Raw genomic sequence first — 15,301 nt, 5'->3', positions numbered from 1 at the left:
TCATGGCCGGGACGGGTGGGGTGAGCCCCTCAGTGATACCCGCTCTGCCTGCCCAGGCAGCGGCGGGCTCGACCGGCCGGCAGAATTGCGCCGAGCTGGTGCGCGGCCGCGACTGGAGCGACACGGAGTTCGGCCCGCGCGACCATTGGGACCCGGCCGTATCGGCGACCGTCGAGCTGGTGCTCTCGTCGCCGATGCCGATGGCCTACACCCATGGTGACGGCTTCCTGATGATCTACAACGACGCGTACGCGGACCTGATCGGCACTCTGCACCCGGCCGCGCTGGGCCGGCCCGCGGCCGAGGTCTTCGGCGACCTGTGGGACTCGCGCGGCTTCGGCGGCGCGGTCGACGAGGTCTACCGCAGCGGCCGGTCCCGGCTCGAGCCCGAGACCCAGCTGACCGTCGTCCGGAACTCGAACGGCCGGCCGGAACAGGCCTTCTTCACGCGCGCCCATTCGGTGGTGCACGACCGGCGCGACCAGGTGGCCGGGGTGCTGACCGTCGCCGCCGAGACCACCCAGGTGACCCGTCGCCTGCAGAACCTGGGCGACCTCACCTCGCGGCTGGCCGGGGCGCTGACCGTCGACGACGTGGCCCGGGTCGTGCTGGGCTACGCGATGAGCTCGTTCGACGTCGACCACTGCGCGTTCGCCGTCGACGACGGCGGCGCCTACCGCTATGTGCGGCGCATCCGCGGCGAGATGCTCGACGAGGCCGACGAGCGCCTGCCCCCGGTGTGGAAGCGGCTGCCCAACGACCCGCGCGCCCCGATCGTGGCCGCCGCCCAGACCGGCCAGGCATCGTTCGAGGCCGACGGCGAGCCGCTGCGGGCGGTGGCCGCCGACCGGCACGAACGGCGCATCCGGGCCCTGGCCACGATGCCGTTGCGCACGCCGCTGCTGAGCGGCGCGCTGACGATCGGCTACCGCGAGCCGCACCGCTGGCTGCCGGCCGAGCGGGCACTGCTCGACGCGGCCGCCCTGTTGGTGGCGCAGGCGGCCGAGCGGGCCCGCCGGTTCGAGGCCCAGCACGGCACGGCCCAGTTGCTTCAGCGCAGCATGCTGCCCGAACACCTGCCCGAGCTGGAAACGTTCCGTATCGCCGCCCGCTACGACGTGGGGGTCGACGGCAACGCGGCCGGCGGCGACTTCTACGACGCGTTCCGGCTGGTCGACGGCCGGCTGGCGATGGTGCTGGGCGACGTGGCCGGGCACGACGTGCGGGCGGCGGCCGTCATGGGCCAGGTGCGGGCCGCGCTGCGGGCGATGGCGCTGACCGATCCGGCGCCGCCGAGCGTGCTGGCCGGCCTCGACCGGCTGGTCGGTTCGCTGGGCGCCGAGTCGCGCAACGAAGAGATCTTCGTGACGGTCGTCTACGGGGTGCTCGACCCGTCGGACGGCACGATCACCATGGCCAGCGCGGGTCACCCGCCGCCGGTGCTGCGCCGGGCCGGGCAGGGTGGCGGGCCGCCGACGGCCGAGCTGGTGAAGGTGCCGCCGGGGGCCCCGCTGGGGCTGGGCGGGCGCTGGCAGACCGGTCAGGTGCGGCTCGAGCCGGGCGACACGATCCTGATGTTCAGCGACGGCGTGGTCGAACGCCGGGGCCACGCGCTCACCGAGGGGCTGGACGCCCTGGTGGCGGCGGCCGCGGGGGCGGTCAGCGGCGACCCGCGCAACCTGTGCTCGCTGGCCACGTCGGCTGTGGCGGGTTCGACCGACGACGACGTGGCGGTGCTCGCGGTCGAGCACGCGGTGGCGATGAGCCGGTCCGGCACCATGCTGGTGCCGGCCGAGCCGACGGGCCCGAGCCGCGTACGCCAATGGATGACCACGCGCCTGCGCGAGTGGTCGGTGCCCGAGCCGGTGATCGGCGCGGCCATCCTGTGCACGAGCGAGCTCACGACGAACGCGCTGCTGCACGCGGGCACCCCAGCCCGGGTCCACATCGACCTGAACGCCGAGCGGCTGCTGGTCTCGGTGGCCGACGAGGGCACCCGGGGCACCGTGATCCGGGCGCACGCCGACACGATGAGCAGCCGCGGCCGCGGGCTGGGTCTGATCGAGGAACTGAGCGACTCGTGGGGCACCGATCCGACCGTGCGCGGCACCACGGTGTGGTTCGAAATGCTCATCCCGCGCACCCTCACCGATTGACCACGGTGATTGGTCGCGCTCCCACCACCGGCAAATGGTTGAACCGTTAACTCTGGCGTGACACCTGACCTACAGGCAGTCACTTTAGGTAGCGGAAAGCCTCTCCAAAGCGGACATTGAACCCCTGGGTAGTGACGGCGCGTATAGATTGCCGTAGAGTCATCGCCATTCGGGGACGTCCACGTTGGAGTGGTATATGCGGATCAGGGGCTTTGCGCCGTCGACTCCCTGCTGGGTGGAGCTGACGACTTCGGACCGGGACGACACGGCGGGTTTCTACGCCGGGCTCTTCGGCTGGCAGGTCGAGGGTGATCGATTCCTGCTCGACGGACAGGCCGTGGCCGGCATCAGCCGCACGCGACCGGAGACGCCGCCGGGCTGGCTGACCTACCTGGCCGCGCCGGACCTGGCGCGGACCGCCGAGCGGGTCACGCAGGCCGGTGGCCGGCAGCTGACCTGGCCCGAGGAGCGGCACGGCGCCTGCACCGCCATCGTGTCCGACCCGGCCGGCGCGGTCTTCGGCCTCTGGCAGGCGGCCGGGTTCTCCGGCGCCCAGGTGCGGGGCGAGCCGGGCACGATGGAGTGGTCGGACCTGCTGACCGACGACATCGCGGCCGCCACCCGCTTCTACGGCTCGGTCTTCGGCTGGACGCTGACCGACGAGTTCGGCAGCCGCGAGTGGCTGAGCGAGGCGCACGACTCGGTGGCCGGCCTGATCACCGGCCGCTACGACGTCCGCTGGCAGCCGTCGTTCCAGGTGGCCGACACGACCGAGACGATCGACCGCTGCGCCGGGCTGGGTGGCCGGGTCGTCGCCGGGCCGGTCGAGATGGGCCTGGGCAGCTACGTCGAGATGCTCGACCCGCTGGGCGCGCCGTTCGCCGTGACCGCGCCGGTGCATCGCCCGGTCGAGTTGAGTGTCGCTTACAACGACATCATCGGCATGGAGTTGACGTACGGCGGGTAAGGGAACAGGCGTTCGAACGAGAGGATGCCGTGATGACTGACCTGTCGAACGCCGAGAAGGACCCGTCGGACTGGACCACCGGCGACGAGCCGGCGACCGGCGCCCAGGAGAGCTACCTGCACACCCTGGCCGGCGAGGCGCACGAGGACGTGCCGGACGGCCTGACCAAGGCCGAGGCGTCGCAGAAGATCGACGAGTTGCAGGAAAAGACCGGCCGCGGCCGATAAAGAGGGGCCGACCTTCGGGTCGGCCTTCTTTTTGCCCTTCGTGTCAACCGGGGTTGACGTGGCGGTCAACGTCAACGTAAGTTGACACCATGACCGAAGCAACCGACCTCGCCGCGGCGGCCGGCAGCGCCGACCCGCGGGTCGGCCTGCGTGCGGTGGTGGCGCTGCGCCGCCTGCTGGAGGGTCTCGAGCACCTCCAGGTGGCCAACGCCCGCCGCCGGGGCTGGCCCTGGCAAGAGATCGCCGACGCGCTCGAGGTGACCCGCCAGGGCGTCCACAAGAAGCACGCACGCCTGATGCCGGCGCCGGACCCACGGGAGGACTGAAGGATGTTCGAGCGATTCACCACCGAGGCGCGCACCGTCGTGACCACGGCGCAGCAGGAAGCCCGCCGCCTGCACCACGATCACATCGGCACCGAGCACGTGCTGCTCGCGCTGCTGGCCGACCCCGCCGGTCCGGTGGCCCGGTCGACCGGTCTCGAGGCCGAGGCCGTACGGGCCGACGTCCTTCAGCGCATCGGCGGCCACAACCAGGACGGCCCGGTGCTCAGCGACGCCGACGCCGAGGACGCGGCCGCCCTGAAGGCCATCGGGATCGACCTGGCCGCCGTACGGGAAGCAATCGAGGCCAACTTCGGCGAGGGTTCGCTGCGGCTGCCGCGCCCGGCCGAGAAGAAGCGCGGCCTGTTCGGAAAGATCCATGCGGGCAGCGGGCACATCCCGTTCACCAAACGCAACAAGAAGGTGCTCGAGCTGTCGCTGCGCGAGGCCATCCGGCTCCGGCAGAAGTTCATCGCGCCCGAACACATCATGCTCGGCCTGCTGCGCGAGGGGCAGGGCCTGGCCATGCTGATCATGGCCGACCGCGGCATCGACGTCGACCGCGTCCGCACCGACATGGAACGCTCGGTCAGCGCGACTACCGGCTAACCGCGGTAATAGACCCGGAGCTGGTGACCGTCGGCGGTGTGATGCCAGCCGACGTCGCCCAGAACGGTGATGTCCGGTCGTCGCTCGAGCCAGGCGGCGGCCATCGCGAACGCCTCGGCCGGCGTCTGCCCGACGAAGACGACCCGGCGTTCCCACTCCTCCCAGACGGCCGGCGACGGGCCCGAGACCACCGCGGTCGGCCCGATCCGCCGGCCGTTGCGCACGCCGCGCACGTACCAGTCGTTGAGTTCCTCGTCGTGCTCGACCGACCAGCCGTCGATGCGGCCGAGGTCGTTGACGATCGCGTTGCGCGCGCAATCGAGCGCCGCGTCCAGCACCGTGAACTCGACGACTTCGCCCTCGTACTCCACCCGGTACGCCATGCATGTGCCCCCACCGGCCGACCCAGGGGCACGATCTTAGGCGACTTTCCGAGTAAGTTTCAGATCATGCCTGCTCACGTCCTCGTCACCGGGGCGGCCGGCCTCATCGGCGCCGCTGTTCTCGACCTCCTGACCGCCGACGGCGTCACCACCACCGCCCTCGTTCTCGAACCCTCCGACACCCGCGCCGGTCGCACCCTGGTCGGCGACGCCCGCGACGTCGCGCTGGTCGACGACGCCCTCGACGACTGCGACGCGGTGATCCACCTGGCCGCGATCCCGCAGCCCGGCCACCACCCCGACGAGGTGGTCTTCGGTCACAACACGCTGGCCACCTTCACCGTCCTCGACCGGGCCGGGCGGCGCGGCATCCGCAACGCCGTGATCGCCAGCAGCTACGCGATCGGCGGCCTGCCGTTCGCGCGGCGGCCGCTGCACATGCCGTACCTGCCGGTCGACGCGGCGCTGCCGTTGCAGATCACCGACCCGTACGCCCTCTCGAAGCGCACCGACGAGGCGACGGCCGACATGATCCATCGCCAGTACGGCACCACCGTGGTGGCGCTGCGCCTGCCGTTCGTGGGCGCGGCCGACGACCGCCTGGGCCCGATGGCCGAGCTCTTCGCCCAGGACCCCGGCCGGGGCGCGGCCGACGTGTGGAGCTACCTGGACGTCCGCGATGCCGCTCGCGCCCTGGTCATGGCGTCGCAGCCGGCGTTGCCGGGCAACCACGTGCTCTACGTCGCCGCCCCGGACACACTCGCCCCGCAGCCCACCGAGTGGCTGCTCGACAAGTTCCACCCCGGCGTGCCCCGCCCCGCCTTCCCCGGGCGCGCGGTGCCGATCGACCTGCGGCCGGCCCGCGAGCTGCTGGGCTTCACCGCCGCGTACGAGTTCCCGGTCGCATGAGCGCGCCGACGATCACCGGTCTGCGGGTGATCGTGACCGCCCCCGAGGGGGTGAACCTCGTCGTCGTGCGCATCGACACGTCCGAGCCCGGCCTGTACGGGTTGGGCTGCGCGACCTTCCACCAGCGTTTCGCCGCGGTGGTCGCCGCCCTCGAGACCCACATCGCCCCGCTGCTGTCCGGGCGGGACGTCTCGCAGATCTCCGACATCGGCCGGTCGCTGCACTACTCGTCGTACTGGCGGGGCGGACCGGTGCTCAACAGCGCGCTCTCGGGCGTGGACATGGCGTTGTGGGACATCGCCGGCAAGCGGGCCGGGCTGCCCGTCTACGACCTGCTCGGCGGCCCGCTGCGCGGCGCTGTGCCGGTCTACCTGCACGCCTCCGGGGCCACCGTCGAGCAGACGCTGGACGAGGCGGAGGCGCTGGTCGACGCCGGCTACCGGCATGTGCGGCTGCAGACCGGGCAGCCCGGCCTGGGCACGTACGGGGCTCCCGGCGCCCCGAACGGCTACCCCGGCACGCCGTACCCCGACGGCTGGAACGTCCACCACTACCTGGCCCGCACCCCGCGCTTGTTCGAGGCGGCCCGCGACCGCCTCGGCGACGACGTGGAACTGCTGCACGACGTGCACAGCCGGCTCACCCCGAAGCAGGCTGTCGTGCTGGCCCGGGCGCTCGAGCCGTACCGCCTGTTCTTCCTGGAGGACGTGGTGGCGCCCGAGCACTACGACCGCCTGCCCGAGGTGCGCGCGGCCGCACCCGTGCCGCTGGCCGTGGGTGAGCTGACCGCCTCGGTGCCCGACGCCGCCCGCCTGGTCACCGCGGGCGGCGTCGACCTGTTGCGCTGCCACATCTCGGCGATCGGCGGTGTGACGCCCGGCCACAAGCTGTCGGTGTTGTGCGAGCTGCACGGCGTGCAGACGGCCTGGCACGCCCCCGCCGACGTCTCCCCCGTGGGCGCGGCAGCCAACCTGGCGCTCGACCTGACGAGTCCGGCCTTCGGCATCCAGGAGGGCCACGTCTACCCCGAGGTCGTGCACGAGATCTTTCCCGGCATGCCGGTGATCGCAGCCGGCTACGCCCGGCCCTCCACGGCCCCGGGCTGGGGCATCGAGCTGGACGAGGCCGCCGCAGCCAAGCATCCCCCGGTGCTGCACGCCCACGAACGCTGGGCCGCGACGGTCCGCCGCCCGGACGGCTCGATCGAGGCTCCCTGACCGGGCTTCAGCCGCGGCCGCGCAGCAGGTCCAGGGCCTTGGTGGCCGCCGCCGAGTCGGGCAGGCGGATCTCGCGGCCAGCCTCCGCGCTCGCCGAGACCGCGACGGCGACCTCACCGACCTGGCCGGCCGAGATCCAACCGGGAGGGGCGTCGCCCGCCGACCGGGTGTGCACGGGCCCGAGAACCAGGGCGAAGACGCGCTGCCGGTCCTCGACCTCGGCCTCGAGCACGCTGCGCATCATCAGCAGGGCGCTCTGCTGCATGCTGAGCAGGCCGGCCCCCGCCACCGGCCGGAGCCCGGACTCCCCGGCGACGATCTGATAGGCGCCGGTGCGGCTGAGCCGGGGCAGAACCGCTCGCATCACCGCGATGTGCGCTGTCGCCAGGTCGACGAAGGCGCTCTGCCAGTCCGCCGCGTCGATCGCCTGGAGCGGGCGCCCGCCCCAGTACCCGCCGATCGGGGCGACGACGTCGTCGAGCGGCTCGCCCAACCCGGCCACCAGCCACTCGGCTCCCTCCAAAGTCGTGTAGTCGTGCACGACGACCTGAAGCCGGTCGCTCGCGGCATCGCCGAGGACCCGCCGGAACTCCGCCGCCCGTTGCTCGCTCCGGGTGGGCACGACAACCTGGGCGCCGGCGGCCAGATAGGCGCGGACGACGCCCTCACCGACTCCTCCGGTGCCGCCCGGGATCAGAACTCGCCGTCCAGTCGACATGGCACTCCTCCGTCGCATTTCGTTGGTAAACCCAACGTTGGTTATGCCAACGTAGCGCCCACTGTTAGTTTGGCCAACGGCTAGGATGACGGGATGCCCGAGACGGACGACACACCGCAGCCACCGGCCCGGCTGCGCGCGCTGGCCAGCTGGCAGGCGAACAAGGTGTCGACCCTCGGCGCGCGGCTGTTCGCCCGGCGGATGAAGCTGAGCGCCCGCGCCGACTTCGCCGTCCTGGCCGCGCTCGAGGAATGCGGGCCAATGAGCCAGGCCGACATCGGCCGGCGCCTCGGCCTCGACCGCAACGACGTCAACGGCATCCTCAACCGGCTCGAGGAGGGCCGTCGTGTCGGCCGGGAACCCGACCCAGCCGACCGCCGCCGCAACGTCGTCACCCTCACCGACGACGGCCGCCTCTACCTGGACGAACTCCAGAAGCACACCGACGTCGTGCAGGACGAGCTGCTGACCGCCCTCAGCGCCGCCGAGCGCCGCCAGCTCGAGGCCCTGCTGGCCAAGCTGCTCGGCGGCCACCGCCCGGAACCGGCGTGACCAGCGGCACTTGTTGTTTCAGATTTGAAAGAGTTATTGTGCTCCCATGGCCGACCCGCTGACCGAGAGCCAACAGCTCGCCTGGCGCAGCTTCGTCGAAAGCTCATGGGCGCTGCACACCCACCTCGAAGACGACCTCCGCGCGCAGACCGGCCTCAGCATGAACGACTACCACGTGATGGTCACCCTCTCCGAGGCCCCGGAACACCGCCTGCGCATGGGCGAGCTGGCCAGCCGGCTGGTCTTCTCCCCAAGCCGCATCACCTACCAGATCAGCTCGATGGTCAAGCGCGGCCTGGTCCGCAAGCAGCCCTGCCCCGAGGACGGCCGCGGCCAGGAGGCCGTGCTGACCGACGAGGGCATGGCCGCCCTCGAGGCCGCCGCCCCCATGCACCTGATCACCGTCCGGGACAGCTTCATCGACCGCCTCGAGCCCGACGAGCTGGCCGTGATCCACCGAGTCTTCGACAAGATCCGCAAGGCCTGACATCGGCCCGGCGCGGACGAGGTTCGCCTCGCCCTGGTATTTCAGTTTTGAAAGAGTTACGGTGTAACCAGTCCCAGCCTGGAGGCCTGTCATGCCCGCCATTACCGTCGACGACGTTCTGGTCCTGCCGCGGGTTCCGCAGCTCGACCCGAGCACGAGTTTCCGGCCCGTCCGCCGCCTGACCACCGCTCCGAGCGGTTACGAGGGCGAGGGTTTCCCGGTGCGCCGCGCCTTCGCCGGGGTGCCGTTGACCGAGCTCGACCCGTTCATCCACCTCGACCAGATGGGTGAGGTGGACTATGCGCCCGGAGAGCCGAAGGGAACCCCCTGGCACCCGCACCGCGGGTTCGAGACGGTTACGTACATGATCGACGGGATCATGGACCACCAGGACTCGCTGGGTAGCGGGGGCACCATCGCCAACGGGGACACCCAGTGGATGACCGCGGGGCAGGGCATTCTGCACATCGAGGCGCCGCCGGAGCATCTGGTGACCAGCGGTGGGCTGTTCCACGGACTGCAGCTGTGGGTCAACCTGCCCCGGGCGGCCAAGATGATCACGCCGAAGTACCAGGACATCCGTGGGCGCGAGGCGGGGCTGCTCACCACGTCCGACGGCGGCAGCCTGATCCGGGTCATCGCGGGTGAGGTCGGCGGGCACGCCGGGCCGGGCTCCACGTTCACCCCGATCAACCTGGCCCACGTGACGCTGCAGCCGGGCGCCCAGCTCGACCTGCCCTGGCAGCCCGAGTACAACGCGCTGGTGTACGTGCTGGCCGGCCGGGGCACGGTCGGCGCCGAGCAGCGGCCGATCCAGATCGGGCAGCTGGCCGGCCACGGCAAGGGCGACGCCATCCGGGTGACGGCCGACGCCACCCAGGATTCCAGCATCCCGGCCATGGAGCTGTTCATCATGGGCGGCCGCCCGATCCGCGAGCCGGTGGCCCACTACGGCCCGTTCGTGATGAACACGCAGGCCGAGCTCAAGCAGGCCTTCGAGGACTTCCAGAAGGGCCGCCTCGGCGTCATCCCGGCCGAGCGCGTTCCGCACACCGACTGATCAGCCACGCGAAAGGCCCCGCTCGGAATCTCCGGGCGGGGCCTTTTCGGTACGGCGGTCAGGCGCGCGAGCGGGGCAGGCAGTCCTTCTTGTATTTGAGGCCCGAGCCGCACCAGCAGGCGCCGTTGCGCTCCGGGGGCCAGGGGATCTGGTTGGGGGCCGTGGTCAGTTCCCGGGCGTACGCGGTGCGCGTGCCGGCCTCGGCCGGGTCGCCGTGCTTCGACAGTCCGTCGACCGTGGCCGGGAAGACGGCCAGGCCGGTGCGGCCGGCGCCGGTGAGGCGGACCAGCTCCTTCTCGAGGCGGGCGCGGTGCTCGTCCCAGTCGGCGCCGTACTGCTCGGCCAGGGCCGGCCACTGCTTGAGCAGGCTGTCGAACTCGGCCTGGGGCCAGAACACGAGCTCGGTGGTGGTGGCGGCCGCGGGGACGGCGCCGGCGTTGGCCAGCCTGGTCTCGAGGCGCTCGGCCAGGTTGTCGTGGTGGTCGTGCTGCAGGCCGAGCGCGTGGCGCAGGCGGTGCCGCTGCTGCAACAGGAAGAACAACGTGCCGGCGTCGTCGGCGCTGGCCGGCTCGTCGGGCTCGCCGGGCGTCGCGGCCCGCTCGGCCAGGGCGAGCTTGACCGCCTCGGTCAGCCATTCCTCAGCCTGGCGGGAGCGCTTGCCGACGACCAGCGCGGCCGTGATGAACGCGGCCGCGTCGGGCTGCGCGGTCAGCTGGGGGCGCAGGGCGTCGAGCTCGGCCGCGGCCTCGTCGTCACGGCCGGCCCGGAACAGGATGCGGGCGCGGACGGCGCGGGTGTTGGCGACCTGGCTGTCGTCGCGGTCACCGAACGCCTCGATGGCGCGGTCGGCGTAGCGGAGGGCGGCGTCGAGCTTCGAACGGCTCTCGGCGATCTCGGCGGCCAGCGTCAGGGCCTGGCCGGCGTCCTCCGGGTCTTCCAGGCGGCCGGTCTCCACCGCGTCGGCCACGTCGGCTGCTACGCCGAGGGGGTTGGCCGCGCCCAGGGCGGTCTGCCGGATCTCTTCTAGGTCTGCGCTGGTCAGCACCGTTTTAGTCGACACGCCGTCAATGTACTGCGACTTGCGCATCTGTGGCTGTTGATCTGAGTCTCACTTACGACCGCCGAACGCGGGGCTCCGAAAACTGCCCGAAGCATCTAACCTGCTCCGCATGGCGCTGATCGAGCGATTCGCGGAGCTTGTCGTCCGGGGCGGCATCAACGTTCAGCCGGGTCAGGGCGTGGTCCTGCACACCGACACAGCCCATCTCGAGATCGCCCGGGCGGTCACCGAGGCGGCGTACGCGGCCGGCGCGGCCTGGGTCGAGCCGGTGTGGAGCGACGGCCCGATGCGCCGGTCGGCGGTGACCCATGCGAGCGTCGAAGAGCTTTCCGCCGTACGCCCCTGGGCCCTGACCCGCATCGACGAGTGGCAGCGGGCGGACGTCGCGTGGATCCGGCTGCTCGGCGAGGCCGACCCGCATCTGCTCGACGGTCTCGACCCGGCCCGCGTGGCCGCCTCCCCCACCGAGGAGGCGCAGGCCATGCGCCGCGCGGTCTTCGGCGGCATGCGCTGGACGGTGGTGGGCGCCCCCAACCCGGGCTGGGCCCGCGAGGTGTTCGGCGAGCCCGACGTCGACCGGTTGTGGAAGGCCGTCGGCACGGCGATGCGGCTCGACCTCGACGACCCGGTGGCCGCCTGGCAGGAACGGTGTCAGGTGCTCGCCGATCGTGGGCGCCGCCTCGACGCGCTGAGCCTGACCGAGCTGCGCTACCGGGGTGAGGGCACCGACCTGACCGTGGGCCTGCTACCGGACTGCCGGTGGACGGGTGGCGGCCTGGTCGACGCGGCCGGCATCCCGTACCTGCCGAACATCCCGACCGAGGAGGTCTTCACCAGCCCCGACCGCCGCCGGGCCGAGGGCGTCCTGCGGGTGACCCGGCCCGTGGTGATCTCGGGCCAGGTGATCACCGGTTTGCGGGTGACCCTGACCGGCGGGCGCATCACCGAGGTGTCGGCCGACGAGGGGGCCGAGGTCGTGCGGGCCCACCTCGAGACGGACGAGGGCGCCCGGAGCCTGGGTGAGGTGGCGCTGGTCGACCGGGACAGCCGGATAGCCCGTACGGGCGTGGTCTTCCACAACATGTTGTTCGACGAGAACGCGGCGTGTCACGTGGCGTGGGGGCAGAGCTTCCCGTTCGCGGTCGAGGACGCCGCCGCGCTGACCGAGCCGGATCGGGCCGCCCTGGGCCTGAACATGTCGAGCGTGCACACCGACGTGGTGATCGGCGGCGAGGGCATCACGGTCACCGGCCGTGGCCCGCACGGCACGGTGACGATCATCCGGGACGACGAATGGGTGCTGTGAGTACGGCTACACCATGAACAGCATGGCGCCGACGCCCAGCAGCACGAGCAGCAGCACCGCGATGAGCAGGCCCTTCTCGGCGGCGGCGGCGGGGTCGGCGGTGGTCACGACTTCGGTGATCGGTTCGGCGCTCATGGATGGATCTCCTCCGGATGCGGCATGGCGCGACGCTCCTCGGCGTGCGCAAGCGGTGTCGGCGGCTTACATTCGGGGGCGTGCCTCTGCCGGACTGGTTCCTCTCGCAGGAGGAGCGGGGCAACCCGGACTCCTCCATACCCACCTGGTCCACCGGAAACGCGGCCAAGCCACTGATTCACGGCAAAACATATTTTGACCGTTTGGTACCGGAGGTGGAAAGCCTCCGCGAGGGTGACCACCTCTTCTTCACCGACTGGCGTGGCGACCCCGACGAACTCCTGCGCGACGACGGCCCCACCATCGCCGAGCTGTTCTCGGCCGCGGCCAAGCGCGGGGTGGTAGTGAAGGGTCTGCTCTGGCGGTCCCACCTCGACAAACTCGCGTACAGCGAGGAGGAGAACCGCACCCTCAGCGACGACATCCGGGCCGCCGGCGGCGAGGTGCTGCTCGACCAGCGGGTGCGCCGAGGCGGCTCGCATCACCAGAAACTCATCGTGCTGCGCCACCCGGGGCGGCCCGAGCTCGATGTCGCCTTCGCGGGCGGGATCGACCTGTGCCACAGTCGCCGCGACGACGAACGCCACCTCGGCGACCCGCAGGCGGTCGCGATGGCCAAGGCGTACGGCCCGAATCCGCCCTGGCACGACGTGCAGCTCGAACTGCGGGGACCGGTGGTGGGGGTGCTCGACCTCACGTTCCGCGAGCGGTGGAACGAACCCGACGATCTCGACCAGCACGGTCCGATCTCGACGGTGACCGACAAGCTCAAGCACGCCGACATGAGCGCCGACCGCCTGCCGCCGCAGCCGCCCGACCCGCCCGATTGCGGACCGATGGCCGTACAGACGCTGCGGACCTATCCGGCGATGCGCCCCACGTACGACTTCGCGCGCAACGGCGAGCAGACCGTGGCCCGCGGCTACACCAAGGCGGTCAAGCGGGCCCGGCGGCTGATCTATGTCGAGGACCAGTATCTGTGGTCGGCCGAGGTGGCCCGGCTCTTCGCCGACGCGCTGCGGGCCAATCCCGACCTGCACCTGATCGCGGTGGTCCCCCGGTACCCCGACGTCGACGGCGGGTTCGCGCTGCCGCCCAACCTGATCGGCCGAGAGAAGGCGATCTCACTGTGCTCGATGGCCGCGCCCGACCGCGTGCACGTCTTCGACCTCGAGAACGAGGCCGGCACGCCGATCTACGTGCACGCCAAGGTGTGCGTGGTCGACGACACGTGGTGCAGCGTGGGCAGCGACAACTTCAACCGTCGGTCGTGGACCCACGACAGCGAGCTGTCCAACGCGGTCCTCGACGACACGCCCGACGAGCGGGAGCCGCGCGACCCGGCCGGACTGGGCGACGGTGCCCGCCGTTTCCCGCGGGAGCTGCGTCTCGCCCTGATGCGCGAGCATCTCGATCGTGCGGACCTCGACGTGCTCGACGCCGCCGACGCCGTACGGGAGATGACCGCCGCCGCCGACCGGCTGAAAGACTGGCACGACTCGGGACAAAAGGGACCGCGCCCGCCGGGCCGGCTGATGCCGCACTCGACCGAGAAGCTGCCCTGGTTCCAGCGGTGGTGGGCGACCCCGGCCTACCGGCTGGTCTACGACCCGGACGGTCGGTCGTGGCGCGACCGGTGGGCTAAGCGTTGGTGAGCTCCCAGCCGCACGGCAGCAGGATGGGAGCTTCCGGGTCCCCGCCCGCCGCGAGGCTGAGCCGCCACGCCTGCATCGGCGGGCGGCCGGCGTCGAGCCAGCGATCGAGCACAGCGGTCGCGTCGGCGGCGTAGCGACCGGCCTCGTCGCCCCCGGCCACCACGCTGCCGTCGGGCAGGATGGCCGCGCCGCCGGTGCGCTGCTCGTCGAGCAGCATGAGGCAGTTCTGCTCGTGGCCCGGAACGGCGGCCAGGGTGGCGCGCCGGTGCCAGACCCCGGCCGCGTACCAGAGGTCGCGATAGGCGAGGGGCTCCAGCGGCGGGTCGAAACGGCTTTCGGCGTACGGGACGAGGCCCTTGATCGTGCGAGGCGGAGCCGGCGCCGGGAACGGGTGGGTGGCGGTGAGCGGCCCGGCAGCGGTCATGAAGCTGGACGGGCTGACCACGCGCGCCTGCCCGTCCCCGGTGACCCGCAGGACGGGGTGGGTGCCCGCGTGCTCGACCGGGACCACCACCACGCCGTCGGGCGTGCCCGCCAGCTGCTCCAGCCAACGCGGCGAGACACCGGCGACACCGACCGTGACGATCACCCGGTCCACCCGTGCGCCGGGAATGCCCTGGTAGCCGTCGCCGAGCACCACCCGTACGCCCTCGATGCCCGCCCGGGCCAGCGCCGAACGCGCCCGCGAGGCGACGTCCTGCTGAACGTCCACACTGATCACGGACGCGCCCAGCCGGGCCAGCAGGGCCGCGTTGTAACCGGTGCCGGCCCCGATCTCGAGAACCGTCTGCCCCGGCCGGACGTCCAGCGCCTCGATCATCAACGCCATCAGCGACGGCTGACTCGACGAGCTGACCGGGGTGCGGCCGTCCACCTTGGTGACCAGCACGTCGTCGTCGTAGACGAGCTCGAGGAAGTCGGCGGCGGCCGGCTCGGCCCAGCTGCCGTCGCGCCGCTGGAACCCGTCGGGAACGAAGACCTCGCGCGGCACCTCGGCGAAGGCCGCGGCCAGCCGCGGCGAGAGGTCCACTCCCCCTCGCCGGATCCGGTCGAGAAACGCCTCCCGCGGCCCCATCCTCCTCACCATAGATCCGGCAGCAGGGAGGTCCGCGAGATCAGTGGCCGCAGCCCGTCGCTTCCCGGCGACCGCCGGGCCACCCCGGCCAGCAGATCGGCCAGCTGAACCCGCGGGTCGTCACGGGAATCCACCATGATCAAACCGGCCAGCGGCGACACGCCGCCGACGGCCAGCGCCTGCTGCAGGCGGGTCAGCCGGTCGGCGGTGAGGGCGCTCTGCTCATCGTGGGTGACCAGCACCCGCCGCCGCCCCGCACTCCAGAACAGAACCGTCTCGGCCAGCGCGGGCAACAGCGGCTCCAGCGGCGGCGGGATCGTGCGGTCGTCGTCATCGAGCCTGGTCAGCAGGTCGCGGGCGCGCTCCGCGGTGATCCCGTCGAGGCCGGCCGGCGTTTTCTGGGCTTGCTCGCCAACCGGCTTTTGCTGGGCTCGGTCGCCGGGCGGCGCTTGTCGCGCTCGG

Annotated in this window: 17 protein-coding genes and 1 pseudogene; 12 read left to right on the top strand and 6 right to left on the bottom strand. The window is 71.9% G+C overall.

What is annotated here, in order from left to right; translation table 11 throughout:
• Positions 1-2 precede the first annotated feature (2 nt).
• The 5 genes from LXN57_RS15610 to LXN57_RS48590 all read left to right on the top strand — a co-directional run bounded on the left by LXN57_RS15610 (position 3) and on the right by LXN57_RS48590 (position 4,282).
• Positions 3-2,156 (top strand): SpoIIE family protein phosphatase, encoded by a 2,154-nt coding sequence (locus LXN57_RS15610; RefSeq protein WP_251798885.1) that lies wholly within the window; start codon positions 3-5, stop codon positions 2,154-2,156.
• Between the two features lie 235 nt (positions 2,157-2,391).
• Positions 2,392-3,123 (top strand): VOC family protein, encoded by a 732-nt coding sequence (locus LXN57_RS15605; RefSeq protein WP_251798884.1) that lies wholly within the window; start codon positions 2,392-2,394, stop codon positions 3,121-3,123.
• 32 nt (positions 3,124-3,155) lie between these two features.
• On the top strand, positions 3,156-3,350 hold the full coding sequence (locus LXN57_RS15600) for a DUF3072 domain-containing protein (protein ID WP_221377917.1): 195 nt from the start codon (positions 3,156-3,158) through the stop codon (positions 3,348-3,350).
• 89 nt (positions 3,351-3,439) lie between these two features.
• On the top strand, positions 3,440-3,676 hold the full coding sequence (locus tag LXN57_RS15595) for a helix-turn-helix domain-containing protein (RefSeq protein WP_251798883.1): 237 nt from the start codon (positions 3,440-3,442) through the stop codon (positions 3,674-3,676).
• Between the two features lie 3 nt (positions 3,677-3,679).
• Positions 3,680-4,282, top strand: a complete 603-nt coding sequence (locus LXN57_RS48590; RefSeq protein ID WP_438872877.1) for a Clp protease N-terminal domain-containing protein — start codon at positions 3,680-3,682, stop codon at positions 4,280-4,282.
• Here LXN57_RS48590 and LXN57_RS15580 read toward each other — a convergent pair.
• Entirely contained in the window at positions 4,279-4,665 is a 387-nt protein-coding gene (locus LXN57_RS15580; protein WP_221377914.1) for a hypothetical protein, read from the bottom strand. The two genes, LXN57_RS48590 and LXN57_RS15580, sit on opposite strands and share 4 nt — an antisense overlap.
• Positions 4,666-4,731: 66 nt before the next feature.
• Between LXN57_RS15580 and LXN57_RS15575 the strand changes: the two genes are divergently transcribed.
• Positions 4,732-5,574: an NAD-dependent epimerase/dehydratase family protein gene (locus tag LXN57_RS15575; RefSeq protein ID WP_251798882.1), complete on the top strand. Its 843-nt coding sequence runs from the start codon at positions 4,732-4,734 to the stop codon at positions 5,572-5,574.
• On the top strand, positions 5,571-6,791 hold the full coding sequence (locus tag LXN57_RS15570) for an enolase C-terminal domain-like protein (protein ID WP_251798881.1): 1,221 nt from the start codon (positions 5,571-5,573) through the stop codon (positions 6,789-6,791). Before LXN57_RS15575 ends, LXN57_RS15570 begins: the two co-directional genes overlap by 4 nt.
• A 7-nt stretch (positions 6,792-6,798) precedes the next feature.
• Here LXN57_RS15570 and LXN57_RS15565 read toward each other — a convergent pair whose 3' ends face one another.
• Complete coding sequence (locus LXN57_RS15565; RefSeq protein ID WP_251798880.1) at positions 6,799-7,509, bottom strand: SDR family NAD(P)-dependent oxidoreductase; 711 nt, start codon at positions 7,507-7,509, stop codon at positions 6,799-6,801.
• Between the two features lie 93 nt (positions 7,510-7,602).
• Here LXN57_RS15565 and LXN57_RS15560 point away from each other — a divergent pair, with 93 nt between their 5' ends.
• From LXN57_RS15560 to LXN57_RS15550, 3 genes are all read left to right on the top strand, one after another.
• Positions 7,603-8,061 (top strand): MarR family winged helix-turn-helix transcriptional regulator, encoded by a 459-nt coding sequence (locus tag LXN57_RS15560; RefSeq protein WP_251798879.1) that lies wholly within the window; start codon positions 7,603-7,605, stop codon positions 8,059-8,061.
• A gap of 46 nt (positions 8,062-8,107) precedes the next feature.
• A complete protein-coding gene (locus LXN57_RS15555) occupies positions 8,108-8,548 on the top strand; it encodes a MarR family winged helix-turn-helix transcriptional regulator (RefSeq protein ID WP_251798878.1) in 441 nt (146 codons plus the stop codon).
• A 91-nt stretch (positions 8,549-8,639) separates the two neighbouring features.
• Positions 8,640-9,608, top strand: a complete 969-nt coding sequence (locus LXN57_RS15550; RefSeq protein ID WP_251798877.1) for a pirin family protein — start codon at positions 8,640-8,642, stop codon at positions 9,606-9,608.
• A 58-nt stretch (positions 9,609-9,666) separates the two neighbouring features.
• Here LXN57_RS15550 and LXN57_RS15545 read toward each other — a convergent pair whose 3' ends face one another.
• On the bottom strand, positions 9,667-10,668 hold the full coding sequence (locus LXN57_RS15545; protein WP_251798876.1) for an SEC-C domain-containing protein: 1,002 nt from the start codon (positions 10,666-10,668) through the stop codon (positions 9,667-9,669).
• Between the two features lie 109 nt (positions 10,669-10,777).
• On the opposite strand from LXN57_RS15545, the gene LXN57_RS15540 reads away from it, so the two are divergent.
• Positions 10,778-11,974 carry an aminopeptidase gene (locus tag LXN57_RS15540; RefSeq protein ID WP_251798875.1) on the top strand — a complete coding sequence of 399 codons (1,197 nt, stop codon included), beginning with the start codon at positions 10,778-10,780 and terminating at the stop codon, positions 11,972-11,974.
• Between the two features lie 6 nt (positions 11,975-11,980).
• Here LXN57_RS15540 and LXN57_RS47890 read toward each other — a convergent pair whose 3' ends face one another.
• Complete coding sequence (locus LXN57_RS47890; protein WP_255644516.1) at positions 11,981-12,109, bottom strand: hypothetical protein; 129 nt, start codon at positions 12,107-12,109, stop codon at positions 11,981-11,983.
• Positions 12,110-12,189: 80 nt separating this feature from the next.
• Here LXN57_RS47890 and LXN57_RS15535 point away from each other — a divergent pair, with 80 nt between their 5' ends.
• A complete protein-coding gene (locus tag LXN57_RS15535) occupies positions 12,190-13,764 on the top strand; it encodes a phospholipase D family protein (protein WP_251798874.1) in 1,575 nt (524 codons plus the stop codon).
• Here the strand turns inward: LXN57_RS15535 and LXN57_RS15530 are convergent.
• Together LXN57_RS15530 and LXN57_RS15525 are read right to left on the bottom strand one after the other, a co-directional pair.
• On the bottom strand, positions 13,751-14,839 hold the full coding sequence (locus LXN57_RS15530) for a protein-L-isoaspartate O-methyltransferase family protein (protein WP_251798873.1): 1,089 nt from the start codon (positions 14,837-14,839) through the stop codon (positions 13,751-13,753). The genes LXN57_RS15535 and LXN57_RS15530 overlap by 14 nt on opposite strands.
• A 5-nt stretch (positions 14,840-14,844) precedes the next feature.
• Positions 14,845-15,301, bottom strand: a pseudogene (locus LXN57_RS15525) (hypothetical protein); the annotation flags it as partial.

The sequence above is a fragment of the Paractinoplanes hotanensis genome (assembly GCF_023717965.1).
GTDB classification, from domain to species: Bacteria; Actinomycetota; Actinomycetes; order Mycobacteriales; family Micromonosporaceae; genus Actinoplanes; species Actinoplanes polyasparticus.
The sequence above is the reverse complement of the archived record's forward strand: the minus strand, read 5'-3'. Positions and strand labels throughout refer to the sequence as shown.